Origin of the sequence: Catenovulum sediminis (assembly GCF_007289895.1) — a bacterium.
In the GTDB taxonomy this organism is placed as follows: Bacteria; Pseudomonadota; Gammaproteobacteria; order Enterobacterales; family Alteromonadaceae; genus Catenovulum; species Catenovulum sediminis.
In genome coordinates, this window is sequence record NZ_CP041660.1 from 2273843 (window position 1) to 2291405 (window position 17563).

Consider the following 17563-nt stretch of genomic DNA (forward strand, 5'->3'; position numbering starts at 1 on the left):
AAGCAAAGGTATAAATATGAAAAATCAATACAGATTTAACAAAATTGCCTGCGCTGTGACTTTTGGGTTGACTGTAGCTAGTCATCCTGCCCTCGCTGCAGAAAATGACGAAATTGCAATGGAAGAAGTTGTAGCTACGGCTAGTCGTCTGCAAGGATCTGCTGCTGCAGTGATCGAAGAAAGAAAAAGTCAAGCGTTCGTAGCCGACATATTGGGTGCCGAGCAATTATCTCGAACAGGTGACAGTGACGCAGCTTCGGCATTGCGTCGAGTGACAGGTTTGACCTTGGTCGATGGTAAGTTTATTTATGTTCGAGGTTTAGGTGAGAGGTATTCTAGCGCTAGATTGAATGGTGCGAGTATTCCAAGTCCAGATCTGACTCGTAATGTAGTTCCGCTGGATATTTTCCCATCAAGTATTATTGAAAGTTTGTCTGTGCAAAAAGCTTACTCTCCGTCCATGCCTGCTGCGTTCGGTGGTGGTTCGATCGACATCCGCACTAAATCGGTTCCAACTGAGTTTATTGCTGGTTTTGAAATTGGTGCGGGTATGGACTCGAGTGCGTCCGATGGGTTTTCATATGAACGAAATGATTCAGGGCTGGACGCTAGCCTATATGACGCTATTGCAGTTTATAGGGGAGACTTTAGTTTATCTTCTATTATTGAAGAGAAAGCACTTAAATCAACTGATACACAAACTGCAGGTCAACAAGCTTTATTGTTAAATAAGCAGCTATTAAAAACGCTACCGCGTAATTTGGAGATCGAAGAAGAATCTCTTGATCCAAATTACAACATAAAAGCTCATGTTGGTGATAGCTTTGAAGTACTAGATGGTCAGCTTGGATTTCTAGCGTCTGTAGCCTATGACAGCGTTAGAGACGCGAGTGAAAAGCGTAATGCAATTATCACTAATGATTTGTCAGATAACTGTGCTACTTCACTGGATACAATCGAGCAAGTTGATACCTCATGTTATGAGGTTGTAAAAGATTCTGTGACATCAACTGAAAACGAAAGGCTCAATGCTGTATTTAACGTGGGTTATAAAAGAAAAGGTCACCAGCTGTCTTGGTCAAATATTTATCTTGAAGATAATGAAGACGAAGTTGATGTTTCTATTTTACAAGCACCTGCGGCGAGCTCTAGTTTTGCAATAATCAGAGACGGTTCTGCAAACAGAAACCATGAATTTCTCTATGAAGAGCGCACTTTAAGTGTTTCTCAATTTCAAGGGAAGCACACTTTTCTTGATTTTGGTGGTTTAGGTTTTGATTGGCAATATACTAGATCTAAAGCTGAGACCGATATTCCAGTTGATGTGATTTATAAATTTGGCGATAAATTCAACTCTAATGGTGAGTATGTAAATTCAGTCGTCTCTGGTGACGATAATCGTGCAGTATACAGTTACACTAACATGGAAGACCATGTAGACTCGTACAGTGGCAACCTAAACTTGCCTGTATATTTGTCCGATTTCGAAATGGAATTTAAAGCAGGTTATGATTTTGTTGATAGAGCCCGTGTCTATTCAACTTCTAGTTTTGCTGTTAACTTGTCAGGTGCTGCCGTAGACGTTGATAATAACGGTAACCGGTTAAATAACTCTGGTTATTTAACCGATTCATTTATCGACAGCTCGAGTGCCACTATTCAATTCAATGAGCCAACGTCTCCTCGCGCTGACGACTATCTAGCTGCACAGAAAGTTGCGGCGGGTTATGGTATGTTTGATGTCATATATCAAGGCCAATGGCGTGTAAGCGGTGGTCTACGATATGAAGAATTTCAGCAAGTTTCCATAGGTACTTCAAGTTTGATTTTTGATGGTGATGATTTAGATATTTATTATGACCCAGAGAAAATTCAAGCTGGAACGATAAACGAAGATGAAACGTACTCGGCTCTCTCTCTTACTTATATTGGCGGTGAGAGTTATCAAATACGTTTCGGTTATGGTGAAACTGTTGTTCGCCCAGATTTGCGTGAAGTTGTGCCAGTTTCTTATACTGACCCTTTGACTGATATTAGAACCTTTGGTCGCTCTGGATTAAAAAGCAGTCCAATTAAAAACTATGACTTACGTTATGAATATTATGGAAGTCTAGGTGACAGTTTCTCAGTTGCTGCTTTTTATAAGGATATAGACGCACCAATAGAGACTGTTTTACAAATAGGCGATGAAGAATATTCTGCGACTTTCGTGAATGGTGAATCGGCTGAAGTTATGGGTGTTGAAGTTGAATGGATGCATGACCTAACTTATTTAGCTGATGGTATTTTTACCTCAGGTAATATTACTTTATCAGATTCTGAGGCTGTTATAGATCCAGCGCAAGCTGGTAGTTTAACAAACCCAACTAAACGGATGACAGGTCATTCAGAATACGTCGTTAATTTGCAATTAAATTACGATTCATCTGATGGCGAACATAGTAGTTCGTTGGTTTATAATGTGTTTGGTGAGCGAATCTTGGCAGCAGGTGTACTTGGACGAGAGGATGCAATGGAGCAGCCATTTCACTCTCTAGATTTTGTGTACACGTATTATCCTGACTTTAATTCAAAAATTAAATTAAAACTTAAAAATTTACTTAATGAAGATCAGGAAGTGACTCAATCTGACGTAACTGTTCGGTCAAAAGAGATCGGATTGGGCGCAAGTTTAAGCTACAGTTACGAGTTCTAGTAGATACAAGATCGTATTTGTACTTTAGGGGGTGGCTTGTCCACCCCTTCAATTTTACATTAGACCGATTTTCATCCATTTAATAACCTCACCTGCATCTTTGTCATATTTCTGTCATTTCAAGTTAATCTGGTTGTAACCTAACCGACATATAGTGCTTCCTAAATTTCAATGTCAAACTATTTCAGGAAGCTTTAATATGAGCCTTTCGCATGTGTTTAAAACGACTGTTATTGCATCAGCTGTTGCAGTAGCATCGTTCGCTCAGGCAGCCGATAGCCTAGAGCCTGCAGTAAAAGCAGGTCAAAAAATTAATCAATCTGCTGAAAAATCACAACAGAAAATCGATAAAATCAGCGATGACATCCAGGTGCGCTTACAGCAGTACAAAGCAATCAATAAGGAAATTGAAGGCCTATTGGTATACAACCGTCAATTAGAAAAACAGGTTGCCAACCAAGAAGCTGAAATGGCTGACATCAATGAATCAATCGACAAAGTGTCGGTTGTCGAGCGTCAGGTTACGCCATTGATGATTCGTATGATTGACGGCTTAGAGCAGTTTGTAAATTTAGATGTGCCTTTTTTACCGCAAGAGCGTGAAAAACGTATTGCCGATTTAAAAAGTATGATGGATCGTGCTGATATCTCACCATCTGAAAAATTCCGTCGTGTATTAGAAGCCTATCAAGTTGAAGTTGATTACGGCAAAACAATTGAAGCTTATACCAGCACATTGGAAATTGACGGCCAAGAACGTGACGTGGATTTTCTACGTGTAGGTCGTGTTGCATTAATTTACCAAACTCGTGATGGCAAACTAAGCGGTGCGTGGGATACCAACAGCAAATCATTTGTTGAGCTATCACCAGAATACCGTACGCAAATTACTAAAGGTTTACGTATCGCCCGTAAACAATTAGCCCCTGATTTACTTGTGTTACCAATTTCTGCAGCTGAATAAGAGGTTTGAAAGATGAATAAGTTAGTAAAAAGCCTATTGGCTTCAGTTGCATTAAGCGCAACATTATCGGCGCCGGTTTTGGCAGAGGCAGAAACGGCAGTCAATCTTGACCAGTTGTTAAAAAAGCTGGAACAAGGTCAGTTATTTCAAAACCAACAAAATAAAGAACGTGAATCTGAGTTTTTAGCTAAAAAAGAACAACAAGTGCAAATGTTGAATGACGCAGCAGCGCGTCGTAATCAATTGGTTCAACGTAGCGAACAGCTAGAAACCACTTTCGAAGAAAACGAAATTCACTTAGCAGATTTAAGCAATACGTTAAACAACCGCATGGGTTCATTAAAAGAGCTATTTGGTGTTTTGCAACAAGTATCAGGTGATATGAAAGGCAAGTTCCAAAATTCTATTATTTCTGCTCAGTTCCCAAATCGTGACGTCTTTTTAGATGAACTGGCGCAAAAAATGGGTAAAAGCTCAAAGTTAGCGTCAGTTGAAGAAATTGAGCGTGTGTGGTTTGAATTACAACGAGAAATGACAGAGTCAGGTAAAGTTGTACGCTTTAACGCACCGGTTGTAAGTGCAGAAACAGGAACTAAAAACGAACAGGAAGTGGTTCGTGTAGGCGCATTTAACTTGGTTTCTAATGGCAAATTTGTTGAATATGTGCAGCAAACTGGATCTTTGGCGGAGTTGGCGCGTCAACCTTCTGAGCGTTATTTAGATACGGCTTCTGCAGTACAAGAGCAGCGCGGTGAGTTGGTTGAGTTTGCATTAGACCCAACCGGCGGTTCTATTTTAGGTTTGTTGGTTCAAGCGCCTGATTTAAAAGAGCGTGTTGAGCAAGGTGGCACCGTTGGTTACGTTATCTTAGCCGTCGGTTTGGTCGGTTTATTGTTGGCGTTAGAGCGCTTTATTAGCCTAACTTTGGTTGGCGGTAAAATTAAGCGTCAGTTAAAAGAACCAACAGCGAAATCAGACAACCCATTAGGTCGTGTGATGAAAGTTAAAGATGAAAATCCAAATGCTGACAGCGAAACACTAGAGCTTAAATTAAGTGAAGCAATTTTGCGTGAAGCACCAAAATTAGCGCGTAACTTAACCTTTATCAAAATTATCTCAGTTGTAGCTCCGCTACTTGGTCTATTAGGTACGGTAACAGGTATGATTAATACCTTCCAAGCAATTACTTTGTTTGGTACAGGTGACCCGAAATTAATGGCGGGTGGTATCTCACAGGCACTTATCACAACTGTATTAGGTTTGGTGGTTGCGATTCCAACGTTATTACTTTACACCGTTCTGAACTCTCGCAGCCGTGGTTTGGTTTCAATCCTGCAAGAGCAAAGTGCAGGTATTATAGCGGAACGAGCAGAGCAAGGAGAATAAGGTGTACGCTTTATTCGAAATGATGGACGCAATTCAAGGGTTTATGGAAACCGGCGGTAATGTACTGCAGTGGATTGCGTTGCTGATCTTCGTAATGTGGATTCTGATATTTGAGCGAATTTCTTTTTTAAAGTCAGGTTACAAAAAGTACGAAAAAGACATTATTGCTCAATGGGAGGCACGCCGGGAACGTAAGTCCTGGAATGCCCACCAAATTCGTCAGGCATACATTTCAAGAGCCAGCAATAAACTGAATCAAAATTTAATGTTATTAGGCGCTCTGGTTGCTCTGTGTCCGCTACTTGGTTTGATGGGCACAGTAACAGGTATGATTGAAGTGTTTGATGTCATGGCCATTACCGGCTCAGGCAGTGCACGTTCAATGGCGTCAGGTGTTTCGAAAGCAACAATTCCTACAATGGCTGGGATGGTTGGTGCCTTGTCAGGTGTATTTGCATCGACTTGGTTAAACCGTATGGCCAAACGCGAAACTGAGTTGCTTGAAGACCACTTAACTATGGACCACTAATTTAAAGGTTATCCGAATATGCGAGCAAGTCCACTAAGTAAAATTATGGAAGAAGAAGAGCAAGGGATAGATATGACGCCAATGTTGGACGTTGTATTTATTATGCTTATATTCTTCATCGTAACGGCTTCTTTTGTCAAAGAGTCAGGTATTGATGTTAACCGACCAGATGCACCTACAGCTGTTAAAAAAGAACGTGCAAACATCTTAATTGCAATCAGTGATAAAGGTGAAATCTGGATTGATAAACGCCGAATTGATATTCGTGCAGTACAAGCCAATATCGAGCGTTTAAAAGCTGAAAACCCGCAGGGTTCTGTTGTTGTTCAAGCAGACAAAAAAGCGGATGTAGAAACCTTGATCAAGGTCATGGATGCTTCGCGCGCAGCGGGTGCATACGATGTTTCAATTGCAGCGAACGACTAGAGACTATGTTTAGATATTTAATAGCAATTGTCTTATCAGTGGTGACAACTTTTTTCATCTTTTACGGGATGCAAAGTTTGATACAAAGCGGTGAAGGGGCGCTTACTGAGCCACCTCGCGGCAGTGTATTAGATTTTGTTCGAGTGAAAAAAGAGTCTGCACCTGAGAAAAAAGACAGAAAACCGAAAAAGCCACCTAAACCACAAGAGCCGCCACCGCCAATGGAAGCGCCACAAATGGAAGCGCCAAATCCAAACGCGAATGCAATAAGCACTGATTTTGGTGCAGATATTGAAGCCGATGTTGGTTTAGAAGGCGGTTTATCATTAGAGTCAGGTGATGGTGAGTATTTACCTATTGTTAAAGTACAACCAATCTACCCACGCCGCGCACAACAACGAGGTATAGAAGGGTATGTGATTGTTGAATTTACCGTGAGTAAACTTGGCACTGTAGTTGACCCTTATGTGGTAGAAGCTGAACCTGAGAATATTTTTGATACGGCAGCACTTCAGGCCGCGCAAAAGTTTAAATACAAACCTCGGGTTGTTAATGGTGAACCCGTTGAAGTGGCGGGTGTGCAAAACCGCATAACCTTCAAGATTAATTAATGGGTGAACGAATGAAGCTATTATCAAAAAAACTTGCACTTGTGGCTATATTGTCTGTGTTGGGTAGTACACCTGCAATATCTGTATATGCAGCTGATAATGACAATGCTGAAACCCGAAAAACAGTTAAAGTCCCTGCGATGCGTTCTAAAGTTTATGAACAGTTGGCACGTGCGCAAGGTTTAGCTGATGAAGGTAAACCGCAGGAAGCGATAGAAGCATTAGACAATGTAAAGCGTAAAAGTAGCTCGATGAACAGTTATGAAATTGCAATGATGCATAACTTTTACGCTTTTGTGTACTACAACATGGAAAACATGGAAAAGGCGATAGAAAGCTTTGAAAAAGTTGTTTCTGAAGAGGCTATTCCTGAAAGTTTGCGCATGAGTACTTTGTATAGTTTAGCGCAGTTGCATATGGCAGAAGAAAACTACGCTAAAACCATCAGTATGATGCAAAGGTGGTACGACGCAGGTGGTGATGAAGAAAACCCAAATGCACAGGTTTTGATGGCACAGGCTTATTATCAGTTAAAAGAATATGATAATGCGCTTAAACCACTTAAAAAGGCGATAAAAATTGTTGCAGATGCGGGCGAAACACCAAAAGAAAATTGGTTCGTTTTGCAGCGTGCAATTTATTACTCGCTCAAAAAACCTGAGCATGTTGCTGATGTTACAGAGACCTTGGTACGTTTGTTTAATAAACCTGAATATTGGTTGCAGCTGGCGGGTATGTATGGTGAATTAGGGCTGGAAGAAAAGCAACTGGCGATGATGGAAGTTGCCTATCAGCAAGGTTTTGTTACCAAAAAAGCAGACATTTTAGCCTTAGCTCAATTGTATGTTTATCATCAAGTGCCGGTTAAAGGTGCAATATTGCTTGAAAAAGCGATAGAGGACGGCGTTGTCGAAGAAAACGTTAAAAACCTTAAATTTTTAGCACAAGCTTTTACTTTGGCAAAAGAAGATCAAAAAGCGGTACCAGTTTTAGCTAAAGCTGCTGCAATTTCTGATGACGGTAATTTAGACGCTCAGTTAGGTCAAACATATTTAAATATGGAAAAGTGGGAGCTTGCTATTGAAGCAACTCAGCGCGCGGTTAAAAAAGGTCAACTGGATGAACCGGGCAAAGCTCAACTTGTTTTGGGTATGGCTTATTTCAATTTAAAACAGTTTGATAAATCTTTGCAGGCTTTAAATATTGCAAGTGAGCACTCTTCTAGTAAAGCGATGGCAACTCAGTGGAAAAAGTATGTTTCCAAAGAAAAAGAGAATGCCGAGGCGATGGCGAGTATCTCAGCTTAATTTATATAACGATCCTGCATAAAAAACGACCCTGCATAAAAAAGCGGCTACCCAAACAAGCGGGTAGCCGAAGGGATACACAACTAAGTGACGTTCCATCCATCACATTAAACAGCTTACTCGATTGCAAGTTAAGAAGCGGTTAAGCTTAAAGCTTTAAAATATGTTTGCTAAACAACCTGTCTAATAACTCTGCTTCTTTTTCAGACGCCGCCCAAGCTTTGTGCGCGAGTCGGTAGGCTTTTGAAGGGCGTATTTTCGTTAGCAATTTGTTCAAATCCTGAATCGTTTGTCGGCCCCAATTAGTCTTAGGGCAAGCTATATAACCTAGATAATACTCAGGGTGGCCTTCTATTGAAATGCTTCGGATAGTTGGTTTATCGTCGAAGAATTCTATATTTTGGACATGATACCGAGCGACATTTTCATATTCGATCATATAGTCAATTCTATTGTAAACTAACATTTTTATTAGTTGAGCACTGTTTACATTGCGACTCTCTACTGAGGGGGAGCTATTGGAAACAGATAAAATGGAGTCAACTAGGTTTGAGTATGATCTTTCTTTTTCATATATAAGCTTATACTGAGGGTTACGCGTCAATGCATTTAACGAGATTGACTGCGGTTGTCTCCACTGTTGGTACAAAGAATCTTTAACAATGACTTTATTTGGAATTGCAATTGAATTAGGTAATGAAAACAGCGCAAAACTTTCTCTTTCAGTTGTACGCAGAGCCGCAATATTGCAAACCGGTGCACCTGACTTAATCTGCATCCAAACCCGGCTCCAATTCATATTGATAATTTTATGTTTATACATTGGCAGGCTTTTAATATATAAATCTATTAGCTGGTCGAATCGTCCCGGCGCCTTATTGGGGTCCGTTTGCATCATAAGTGGTGCCCAGTGGTGTTTCGGCCAAATTATAGTAGGGGCTGCTAGTAGATTCAGGCTGACACTGGATAACAGTAGCCAGCATATTAAAAAGTGATAACGCATATAATGCATAATGAAAGATTAAAAAGTTAGTATAGTAGACTTTATCGCAATACACTAAACTTCAGGCAGAATCTTATTCGCAACTTTTGCTTTAATCTTCTAAGCTATTCGTACTTGCTGATTTCATGGTGGAGTAAACTATGAGCTTTTTATTAGACGCCAGGCTTGACGCAGACTGTATCGAAGTCGCGGACTTGGAATTAAGTCGTTTGTTATTGATGAATAATAGAAATGTGCCTTGGTTAATACTGGTGCCGCGTAAAGACAACGCTGCAGAGTTAACCGACCTGACATTATCGGAACAACATGTGTTATTAGATGAGATTAATTTAATTACGCGAGTTCAACAAAAGTTGTTTAGCCCAGATAAAATTAACACAGCGGCAATCGGTAACATGGTTCGTCAGCTGCATATTCATGTGATAGGTCGCTTTAAAAGTGATCCGGTTTGGCCTGCACCCGTTTGGGGGAACTTGGCTGCTGAACCTTATCATGAAGGTGAGTTATTACAGCGTGTTCAACTGTTGAGACACGCTATTTGTATTTAAAATTATAATCGCGCGTTATGTTGAATATTTGCACGTTTAACATGAGGCCATCTATTAATTTACAATGCATGACTTATACTTGCATCCATATTGTATGTGTAGGATCGGCTAGCTGTCTTCCCGAAACATGACAAAAAATTGAATTTTGATATTACTTAGAGGACATTATTGTGTTAGAAGCTTATCGTAAGCATGTTGCAGAGCGTGCAGAGCAAGGCATAGTGCCAAAACCACTAGATGCTGAACAGACAGCGGCCTTGGTTGAACTAATTAAGAACCCACCTGCAGGTGAAGAAGAATTTTTGATTGACCTATTGTCAAACAGAATCCCTGCTGGTGTAGATGATGCGGCTTATGTAAAAGCAGGTTTTTTAGCGGCTGTAGCGAAGGGTGAAGCGTCTTCTCCGATTATTAACGCTGAACAAGCTACAAAGCTGTTGGGTACTATGTTAGGTGGTTACAACATTGAACCATTAATCGATTTATTAGATGATGACAAGTTATCTGATATTGCGTGCCAAGGTTTATCTAAAACTTTGTTAATGTTTGATGCCTTTTATGATGTTAAAGAAAAAGCAGACGCAGGTAACGAAGCCGCGAAAAAAGTCATGCAATCATGGGCTGATGCTGAATGGTTTACATCTAAGCCTGAAATTGCAGAAAAAATTACAGTAACCGTCTTTAAAGTCGCTGGCGAAACGAATACAGATGACTTATCTCCGGCACCAGATGCATGGTCTCGCCCAGACATTCCTTTGCATGCACTTGCGATGTTAAAAAATGAACGTGAAGGTATCAACCCAGACGTACCAGGTGAAGTTGGACCGGTTAAACAAATTGAAGCTTTGAAAGAAAAAGGCTTCCCACTGGCATATGTTGGTGATGTTGTGGGTACTGGATCATCACGTAAATCAGCTACAAACTCTGTATTGTGGTTTATGGGTGAAGATATTCCTCACGTGCCGAATAAACGCCAAGGTGGGGTTTGTTTAGGTAGTAAAATAGCACCTATTTTCTTTAATACAATGGAAGATTCAGGTGCGTTACCGATTGAGCTAGATGTAGATGCAATGGAAATGGGTGACGTGATTGATATCTACCCGTTTGAACAATGTGTCAAACGTCATGGTACAGACGAAGTTATATCTACATTTGAATACAAATCAAACATAATCTTAGATGAAGTACGAGCAGGCGGCCGAATTCCATTAATTGTTGGCCGTGGTTTAACGGATAAAGCACGTGAATCTCTTGGTTTAGAACCATCAAAAGTATTTAAACGCCCTGAAGTATTAGAAGAGTCAGATAAAGGCTTTACTTTGGCACAAAAAATGGTGGGTAAAGCCTGTGGTGTTAAAGGTATTCGACCAGGTCAATATTGTGAACCTAAGATGACCACGGTTGGCTCACAGGATACAACAGGCCCAATGACACGTGATGAGTTAAAAGATTTGGCTTGTCTTGGTTTTTCTGCTGATTTAACAATGCAGTCTTTCTGTCATACTAGTGCTTATCCTAAGCCAGTTGACGTTGAAACACACCACACTTTACCAGACTTTATTATGAACCGTGGTGGTGTCGCCTTGCGTCCGGGTGATGGTATTATCCACTCTTGGTTAAACCGTATGTTGTTGCCGGATACTGTGGGAACAGGTGGTGATTCTCATACACGTTTCCCGCTGGGTATTTCATTCCCTGCCGGTTCTGGTTTGGTCGCGTTTGCTGCTGCAACGGGTGTTATGCCACTTGATATGCCTGAATCTGTGTTGGTTCGTTTTAAAGGGGATTTACAACCGGGTATTACATTACGTGATTTGGTACATGCAATCCCATATTATGCAATCCAGCAAGGTTTGTTGACGGTTGAGAAAAAAGGTAAGAAAAATATCTTCTCTGGCCGCATCTTAGAGATTGAAGGTTTAGAGCATTTAACAGTAGAGCAAGCGTTTGAATTATCAGATGCATCTGCGGAGCGTAGCGCTGGTGGTTGTACGATTAACCTAAGCGAAGAATCTATCGCAGAATACCTACAGTCAAACATTGTTATGTTGAAGTGGATGATCAGCGAAGGTTATGGCGATGTTCGTACTATCGAGCGTCGTATTCTAGCTATGGAAGAATGGTTAGCTAATCCTCAGTTGATGCGTGCAGATAAAGATGCAGAATACACTGAAGTCATTGAAATTGATTTGGCCGATATTAAAGAACCTATTTTATGTGCACCAAATGACCCAGATGATGCGCGTTTATTATCAGAAGTCGCTGGCGATAAAGTAGATGAAGTGTTTATCGGTTCTTGTATGACTAACATTGGTCACTTCAGAGCTGCAGGTAAATTAATTAATAAATTTGCTAAAACTATCCCAACTCGTTTATGGGTTGCGCCACCCACTAAGATGGATCAGGCGCAATTAACCGAAGAAGGCTACTATAGTATTTTCGGTAAAGCCGGTGCGCGTATTGAAACGCCGGGGTGTTCATTGTGTATGGGTAACCAAGCACGTGTTGCAGACGGTGCGACTGTATTGTCTACTTCAACACGTAACTTCCCGAACCGTTTAGGCACGGGTGCAAATGTGTATCTGGCATCAGCTGAATTATCAGCCGTTGCATCTATGGTCGGGCATATTCCAACGGTTGAAGAGTATTTGGGGTATGCTAAAGAAATTGATGCAACTGCAGCGGATACCTATCGTTATCTGAACTTCCATTTAATGGATAACTACACCAAAAAAGCATCTACAGTGATTATTCAGCAGCCTGCTTAATCTGCTAAACTGAATAACTCAAATTTTAAAGCCCAGCTTATGCTGGGCTTTTTGTTTAAATGACAACTTTGCTGTTGGTGACCTGACAAACGCAGAACAAATGCATACAATGAGGCATAACGAGTTTAAAAAAGATACAAGTTATGCGTATACCCTTCACCCTGGTTTTTGTAATTGTTTTTTGTTTACCTAAATTTGTTAATGCAGCAAAATTGAAAATTGTAGATCAATATAACCAACCTCTGGCGAACGTGGTGGTGGGTTTTACACACGCTGACAACAAATCACCGGCAAATTACCTAGCAATTATGGACCAAGTGGACAAGCAGTTTGTACCGCATGTATTAATTATTGATGAAGGGCAGCGGGTTCAATTTCCTAATAGCGATAATATTCGCCACCATGTTTATAGTTTTTCAAAAGCCAAACCTTTTGAGATCAAGCTATATAGTGGAACACCTAGTAATCCAGTTCAATTCAATGATTCAGGGCTTGTGGCTTTAGGGTGTAATATTCACGATCAAATGATAGGCTATATATATGTTCGGCCAACAAACGAACGCGCGATATTATCCAATCAATTGGGCGAAGTGGAAATTCCTAAATTATCAGAAGTTCAAATTTGGCACCCAAAACAACAGGGACGAGTCGATACGCGTCAACGCATTGAATTACCCAAAGCCGCATGGCAAGAGGAGCACTACCAAATTACCTTACCTATCCAAGAGGTTATGCCAGCAAAATCTAATAAATTTAAATCTAGGTTTAAGTAATTGGCTTTACGAACTTTAAATCATAATATTTTCAGACTGGTGGGGGGACTTCTAGTTTTTACGACTTTCGCTATCTTGTTCGCGGTATGGCTGGCAACCAGCAATCATGCACGTCAGCAAGTTGAGCGCGAATTACAAATAACTCAGAGTGTGTTTAAACAAGTTATCTCAAGTAGAGAACAACAACTTTTCAATTCTGCTGAGCTATTAACTGAAGATTTTGGTTTTCGTCAAGCCGTAGCAACGCGTGATAGCGCGACCATTATGAGTGTTATAGAAAATCATGGGCAGCGGATATCTGCTGATATTATGGCATTGATTACTCTGGATAATAACGTCGTTGCCAGTACAGCATCCAGCTTGCAGTCAGCGCAAACATTTCCACAACAGCAATTATTAAAGCAAGCGATACAGGATGGCGGTGCTATCTTTTTCCTGCCTTTGGGTGAGCGTTTGTATCAAATTATTTTACTCACCGTAGATGCACCCACTCCAATAGCTGTTGCATTGGTTGGATTCGAAATTGATTTAGAGCTAGTTGAAGACTTAAAAGCAATAACTAAATTGGACATTACGGTTGAATTTAATCTAAAGGATGAAATTAAACAGCAAATTAGCTCATTGCCTGAGGGTATTTCGGCATCTTTATCAGAGCAAACCGAGTGGGATTACAGCTTTTTTAGGTTGCCTTTTGTCCATAGCCAAATGTACGCTTCAGAAAAATTTGAAATATCAGAGTTAGATGGACAGAAAGTCTGGATTATTTTATCTGCTAATGTACAAAAGTTGTTTGCAGATTTTAACTTTTTGCAATTCAAAATCACATTGATATCAATGCTTTCTATTATTTTAACTTTGATATTGGGTGCGATATTTTCTAAAAATTTAACTTTACCGATTACAAATTTGGCGATAATGGCGCAGGGTATTGCTCGAGGAGATTATAATAAAAACATCCAAATTGTTGCCAATGCTAAAGAGATCAACAATCTTTCTATCGCTTTCAAAAGCATGCAAGAAAATATAGTAAGTCGTGAAGCTGAAATCCAATATCAAGCGAGTCATGATTTATTAACACGTCTTTATAATCGCTATGAGATCGCTAATATTATTGAACAGCAACTTACTGAAAAGCAATCTTTTGTAGTAGTCGGTATAAAAATCAATGATTTTAGAAGAATAAGCGATACTTTTGGTTACCCAATCGGTGATGCGTGTTTGCAGCAAATCGCAAAAAGATTGTTGGTTTTGCGTGGGCAAAGTGCACGTATTGGCGGTAGCGAGTTGTTGTGGATACCAAAATCGACAGATGTTTCGCAAATCGATATATACGATATGCGGCAATCATTGGAAAAAACGTACTATTTTGAAAATAACATAGAAGTCAATTTAAAAATATCGGTCGCAATATTAAATTTACCAGATGATGGTATTGAGCTAGACACCATTTTTAGACGAATGAACTTAACATTAGAAGATGCCAAATCTCAAGCGAACTATTTGCAGATCTATAAACAAAGCTTAGAAGAAAAATATTTGCGCAAATTGGAAATCTTGAATGAGCTAAAAAATGCCCTTAATGGGGAAGATACTGATTTGGCCATGTTTTATCAACCGAAATATCATATACAACGTACACGCGTTGAGAAAATGGAAGCATTGATCCGGTGGCACCACAAAAAGTTGGGTTTTATCTCGCCAGAACTTTTTATTCCACTGGCCGAGCAAGCGGGTTTAATCAATCAACTTACAAACTGGGTTATTCGGCGGGTGACGTTTGATATAAGCCACTGGCATGGTCAGGCGACAGACTTGCAAGTGGCGGTTAATTTGTCTGTGCACGATGTTGTAAACCCGAAGCTGCAGAGGGTGATTCTGACAGCTTTGAAGGAGTTTAAGGTTGCGCAGAACAAGTTAGCATTTGAAATAACAGAGAGTGACTTGATGGATGATCCACAGACTGCTATTGAGCAGTTAAAGTTACTAAGAAGTGCGGGTTTTGAACTGGCAATTGACGACTTTGGCACTGGATATTCCTCATTGGCCTATTTAAAAAGTATGCCTGTTTCAGAATTAAAAGTGGATAAGAGTTTCGTATTAAATCTAGCAACACAAAAAGAAGATCAAACAATAGTGAAAAGTATTTTTTCACTGGCACGTAATTTCAATTTACAGTTGGTCGCAGAAGGGGTTGAAGATTTAGCAACGTTAGAGCTATTAGCTCAATGGGGTTGTGACTGGATTCAAGGTTATTATATTAGCAAACCTATGCCTGCAGACGCAGTTTCAGGCTGGATGAACGAATATTCAAAACAAAATTGGACAAAAAAATGCGAAGAATCAGGTTTATAAAAATCTTAGCTTTGAGCTTGATTTGCCAATCAGCACTGGCTGGTGAAGGTAAATTGTTATCTACAGCCGGATTAACGCAAATTGAAGGGAGTGCGGGTGGCGGCTTAACGCCTTGGGCAAGTATTGCCGGATATGATACACAAGACGAAATATCGGCCAGTGTATTCACCACTCAAGTAAAGGTGGATGATTATCGGTTGCACTCAACTGGTATTGCTTTAGGTCTGCATGATAGAGTTGAGCTCAGTGCAACCCGTCAGACATTTGACCTAACGACTCTGGGTGGAGATATAGAGCAAAATATCTATGGCGTTAAAATCCGTTTATTTGGCGATTTAATTTACACTAGTTGGCCGCAAATAAGTGCGGGTGTGCAACATAAAAAATTAGCTGATGGTGCAATCGCCCAAGCTTTGGGGGCGGCAAGTTATACCTCTGGTAGTGATTATTATCTGTCTGCTACTAAAGTACATTTAGGTGCGGTAAACGGCTATAACCTCTTGTGGAATATCACCGCTAGAGCGAGCAAGGCCAACCAGACCGGTTTGTTAGGCTATGGTGGTGTAAATGGCGATTCGCATGAGCTATTGCTTGAAGGCTCGTTGGGTGTATTGCTATCACGTGAAATCGCCGTCGGTCTTGAATACAGGCAAAAACCAGACAATTTAGCGGTTGAAGAGCAAGATTGGGCAGATTTTTTTGTGGCTTATATACCGAATAAAAATTTTAATTTTGCGCTTGCTTGGGTTGACTTAGGCAATATTGCCGGAGCAGAAGATCAGCGGGGACTCTACTTTTCAATGACTGGATACCTAAAATGAAACAGGTTAATTTATTCGCATTATTTGTCGTTTGCGTTTTGAGTGGTTGTGCAACGACACAACAGTCAGTGTATCAACAACTGGGAGGTCAGGCTAAAGTTGCGCAGATTGTTGATAATTTTATTTATCAAATTGAGTTTAACGCTGAAATATTTGAATATTTTAAAGATTCTAATGTGCAAAGATTTCGCGAAAAACTAAACGAGCATATTTGCGTGCATACGGGCGGGCCTTGCCAATACACAGGTGACAGTATGGAAGACGTGCACACTGGTATGCACATTACTGAAGCCCATTTCAATTTAACGGTAGACTTGCTGATTAATGCAATGAATGATGCAAATGTGCCACATCCTCTGCAAAACAAAGTGTTGGCTGTATTTGCGCCAATGCGTGACGAAATATACCAGCGTTAGACTTATTTCAACTCTGCAAATTTTTTTTAAGTTGGTAACTAGGGTCTGTTGATCTTTGTGTGTTTTTTATACATTAGCAATGCATCGGTAACCACATTATAGCGAATGCCAATGACACCATTGAAGCATAATTTCTTTCTAATTTATCGTATCTTGTTGAAATTGCTCTAAAATGTTTAATTCTAGCAAAAGCATTTTCAACTAGATGGCGATATTTGTACAAGCACCAATCCATATCTTTGTTTTTCTTTGTATTGTCTTTACGTCTTGGTATCACTGCTTTGCTATTAGCTTGCTCTGTTACAAAATCCCTAATGGATTGGCTGTCATAACCTTTATCTGCAACCACATAATCGCTTTTCGGTGAGTTCCTAATTAGGGCTTCGGCCATAATAAAATCATTTCGCTGCCCACCTGTCAGTTCAAAATGGACTGGATATCCATAGCTATCTACAGCTAAATGGATTTTGGTAGACAAACCACCACGACTTTTTCCAATTGACTCATCGCTCTGACTTTGTGCACCGCTACTATGCTGATGCGCTCTCACAATAGTGCCATCAATAAATAACCACTCAGAGTCTGTAATATAAGCTAACACTTTGAATATATTATCTAATATCCCTTTCTTAGACCATAAATTAAAACGCCTATAAACTGTACTCCAATCGCCAAAGTCAGATGGTAAATCGCGCCAAGGAATACCTGTGCGCATTCGGTAGAGAATGCCTTCCAATGTATTTCGATGTTCAAATTTATTATAAACTCGACCTGTTTCTTCCATGAGTAATTTTAGCTTTAACCAAGCTTTATCTGTTAACATAGTTCTAGGCATAACGGCTCATTGGTGTTTTGTTTTTTGGCGAAACCATTATACCGTAGTCGTTATGCCGCCTATTAATTAAACAAAGATCAACACGCCCTAGAGTCTGTTACCAACTTTTCATTTCAAATACACCCATGG

Annotated in this window: 15 protein-coding genes; 13 read left to right on the forward strand and 2 right to left on the reverse strand. The window is 40.1% G+C overall.

The genetic code is table 11. From position 1 onward, the window contains the following. Positions 1 to 16 precede the first annotated feature (16 nt). From FNT16_RS09355 to FNT16_RS09385, 7 genes are all read left to right on the forward strand, one after another. Positions 17 to 2695, forward strand: coding sequence for a TonB-dependent receptor plug domain-containing protein (locus tag FNT16_RS09355; RefSeq protein WP_143871335.1), 2679 nt, complete (start codon positions 17 to 19; stop codon positions 2693 to 2695). A gap of 199 nt (positions 2696 to 2894) precedes the next feature. Further along, a complete protein-coding gene (locus FNT16_RS09360; protein WP_143871336.1) occupies positions 2895 to 3659 on the forward strand; it encodes a DUF3450 domain-containing protein in 765 nt (254 codons plus the stop codon). A gap of 12 nt (positions 3660 to 3671) precedes the next feature. After that, entirely contained in the window at positions 3672 to 5045 is a 1374-nt protein-coding gene (locus tag FNT16_RS09365; protein WP_143871337.1) for a MotA/TolQ/ExbB proton channel family protein, read from the forward strand. A 1-nt stretch (position 5046) separates the two neighbouring features. After that, complete coding sequence (locus FNT16_RS09370) at positions 5047 to 5574, forward strand: MotA/TolQ/ExbB proton channel family protein (RefSeq protein ID WP_143871338.1); 528 nt, start codon at positions 5047 to 5049, stop codon at positions 5572 to 5574. Positions 5575 to 5592: 18 nt separating this feature from the next. Continuing rightward, a complete protein-coding gene (locus FNT16_RS09375) occupies positions 5593 to 6000 on the forward strand; it encodes an ExbD/TolR family protein (RefSeq protein WP_143871339.1) in 408 nt (135 codons plus the stop codon). A gap of 5 nt (positions 6001 to 6005) precedes the next feature. Beyond that, positions 6006 to 6611 carry an energy transducer TonB gene (locus tag FNT16_RS09380; protein WP_143871340.1) on the forward strand — a complete coding sequence of 202 codons (606 nt, stop codon included), beginning with the start codon at positions 6006 to 6008 and terminating at the stop codon, positions 6609 to 6611. A gap of 11 nt (positions 6612 to 6622) precedes the next feature. Continuing rightward, entirely contained in the window at positions 6623 to 7918 is a 1296-nt protein-coding gene (locus FNT16_RS09385) for a tetratricopeptide repeat protein (protein WP_143871341.1), read from the forward strand. Positions 7919 to 8066: 148 nt separating this feature from the next. Here the strand turns inward: FNT16_RS09385 and FNT16_RS09390 are convergent, their stop codons facing one another. After that, positions 8067 to 8930, reverse strand: coding sequence for a TIGR02285 family protein (locus tag FNT16_RS09390; protein WP_143871342.1), 864 nt, complete (start codon positions 8928 to 8930; stop codon positions 8067 to 8069). Between the two features lie 131 nt (positions 8931 to 9061). On the opposite strand from FNT16_RS09390, the gene FNT16_RS09395 reads away from it, so the two are divergent. From FNT16_RS09395 to FNT16_RS09420, 6 genes are all read left to right on the forward strand, one after another. Next, positions 9062 to 9469, forward strand: a complete 408-nt coding sequence (locus FNT16_RS09395; protein WP_143871343.1) for an HIT domain-containing protein — start codon at positions 9062 to 9064, stop codon at positions 9467 to 9469. Positions 9470 to 9639: 170 nt separating this feature from the next. Further along, entirely contained in the window at positions 9640 to 12237 is a 2598-nt protein-coding gene (gene acnB / locus FNT16_RS09400; protein ID WP_143871344.1) for a bifunctional aconitate hydratase 2/2-methylisocitrate dehydratase, read from the forward strand. 212 nt (positions 12238 to 12449) lie between these two features. After that, entirely contained in the window at positions 12450 to 13010 is a 561-nt protein-coding gene (locus FNT16_RS09405; RefSeq protein ID WP_143871345.1) for a methylamine utilization protein, read from the forward strand. Further along, positions 13011 to 15362: a bifunctional diguanylate cyclase/phosphodiesterase gene (locus tag FNT16_RS09410; RefSeq protein WP_143871346.1), complete on the forward strand. Its 2352-nt coding sequence runs from the start codon at positions 13011 to 13013 to the stop codon at positions 15360 to 15362. Beyond that, a complete protein-coding gene (locus tag FNT16_RS09415) occupies positions 15341 to 16183 on the forward strand; it encodes a DUF3034 family protein (RefSeq protein ID WP_143871347.1) in 843 nt (280 codons plus the stop codon). The genes FNT16_RS09410 and FNT16_RS09415 overlap by 22 nt, the downstream gene beginning before the upstream one ends. Beyond that, on the forward strand, positions 16180 to 16599 hold the full coding sequence (locus FNT16_RS09420) for a group I truncated hemoglobin (protein ID WP_143871348.1): 420 nt from the start codon (positions 16180 to 16182) through the stop codon (positions 16597 to 16599). The genes FNT16_RS09415 and FNT16_RS09420 overlap by 4 nt, the downstream gene beginning before the upstream one ends. Positions 16600 to 16672: 73 nt before the next feature. On the opposite strand, the gene FNT16_RS09425 is transcribed toward FNT16_RS09420, so the two are convergent. Beyond that, positions 16673 to 17434 carry an IS5 family transposase gene (locus tag FNT16_RS09425; RefSeq protein ID WP_143871349.1) on the reverse strand — a complete coding sequence of 254 codons (762 nt, stop codon included), beginning with the start codon at positions 17432 to 17434 and terminating at the stop codon, positions 16673 to 16675. Between the last annotated feature and the right edge of the window lie 129 nt (positions 17435 to 17563).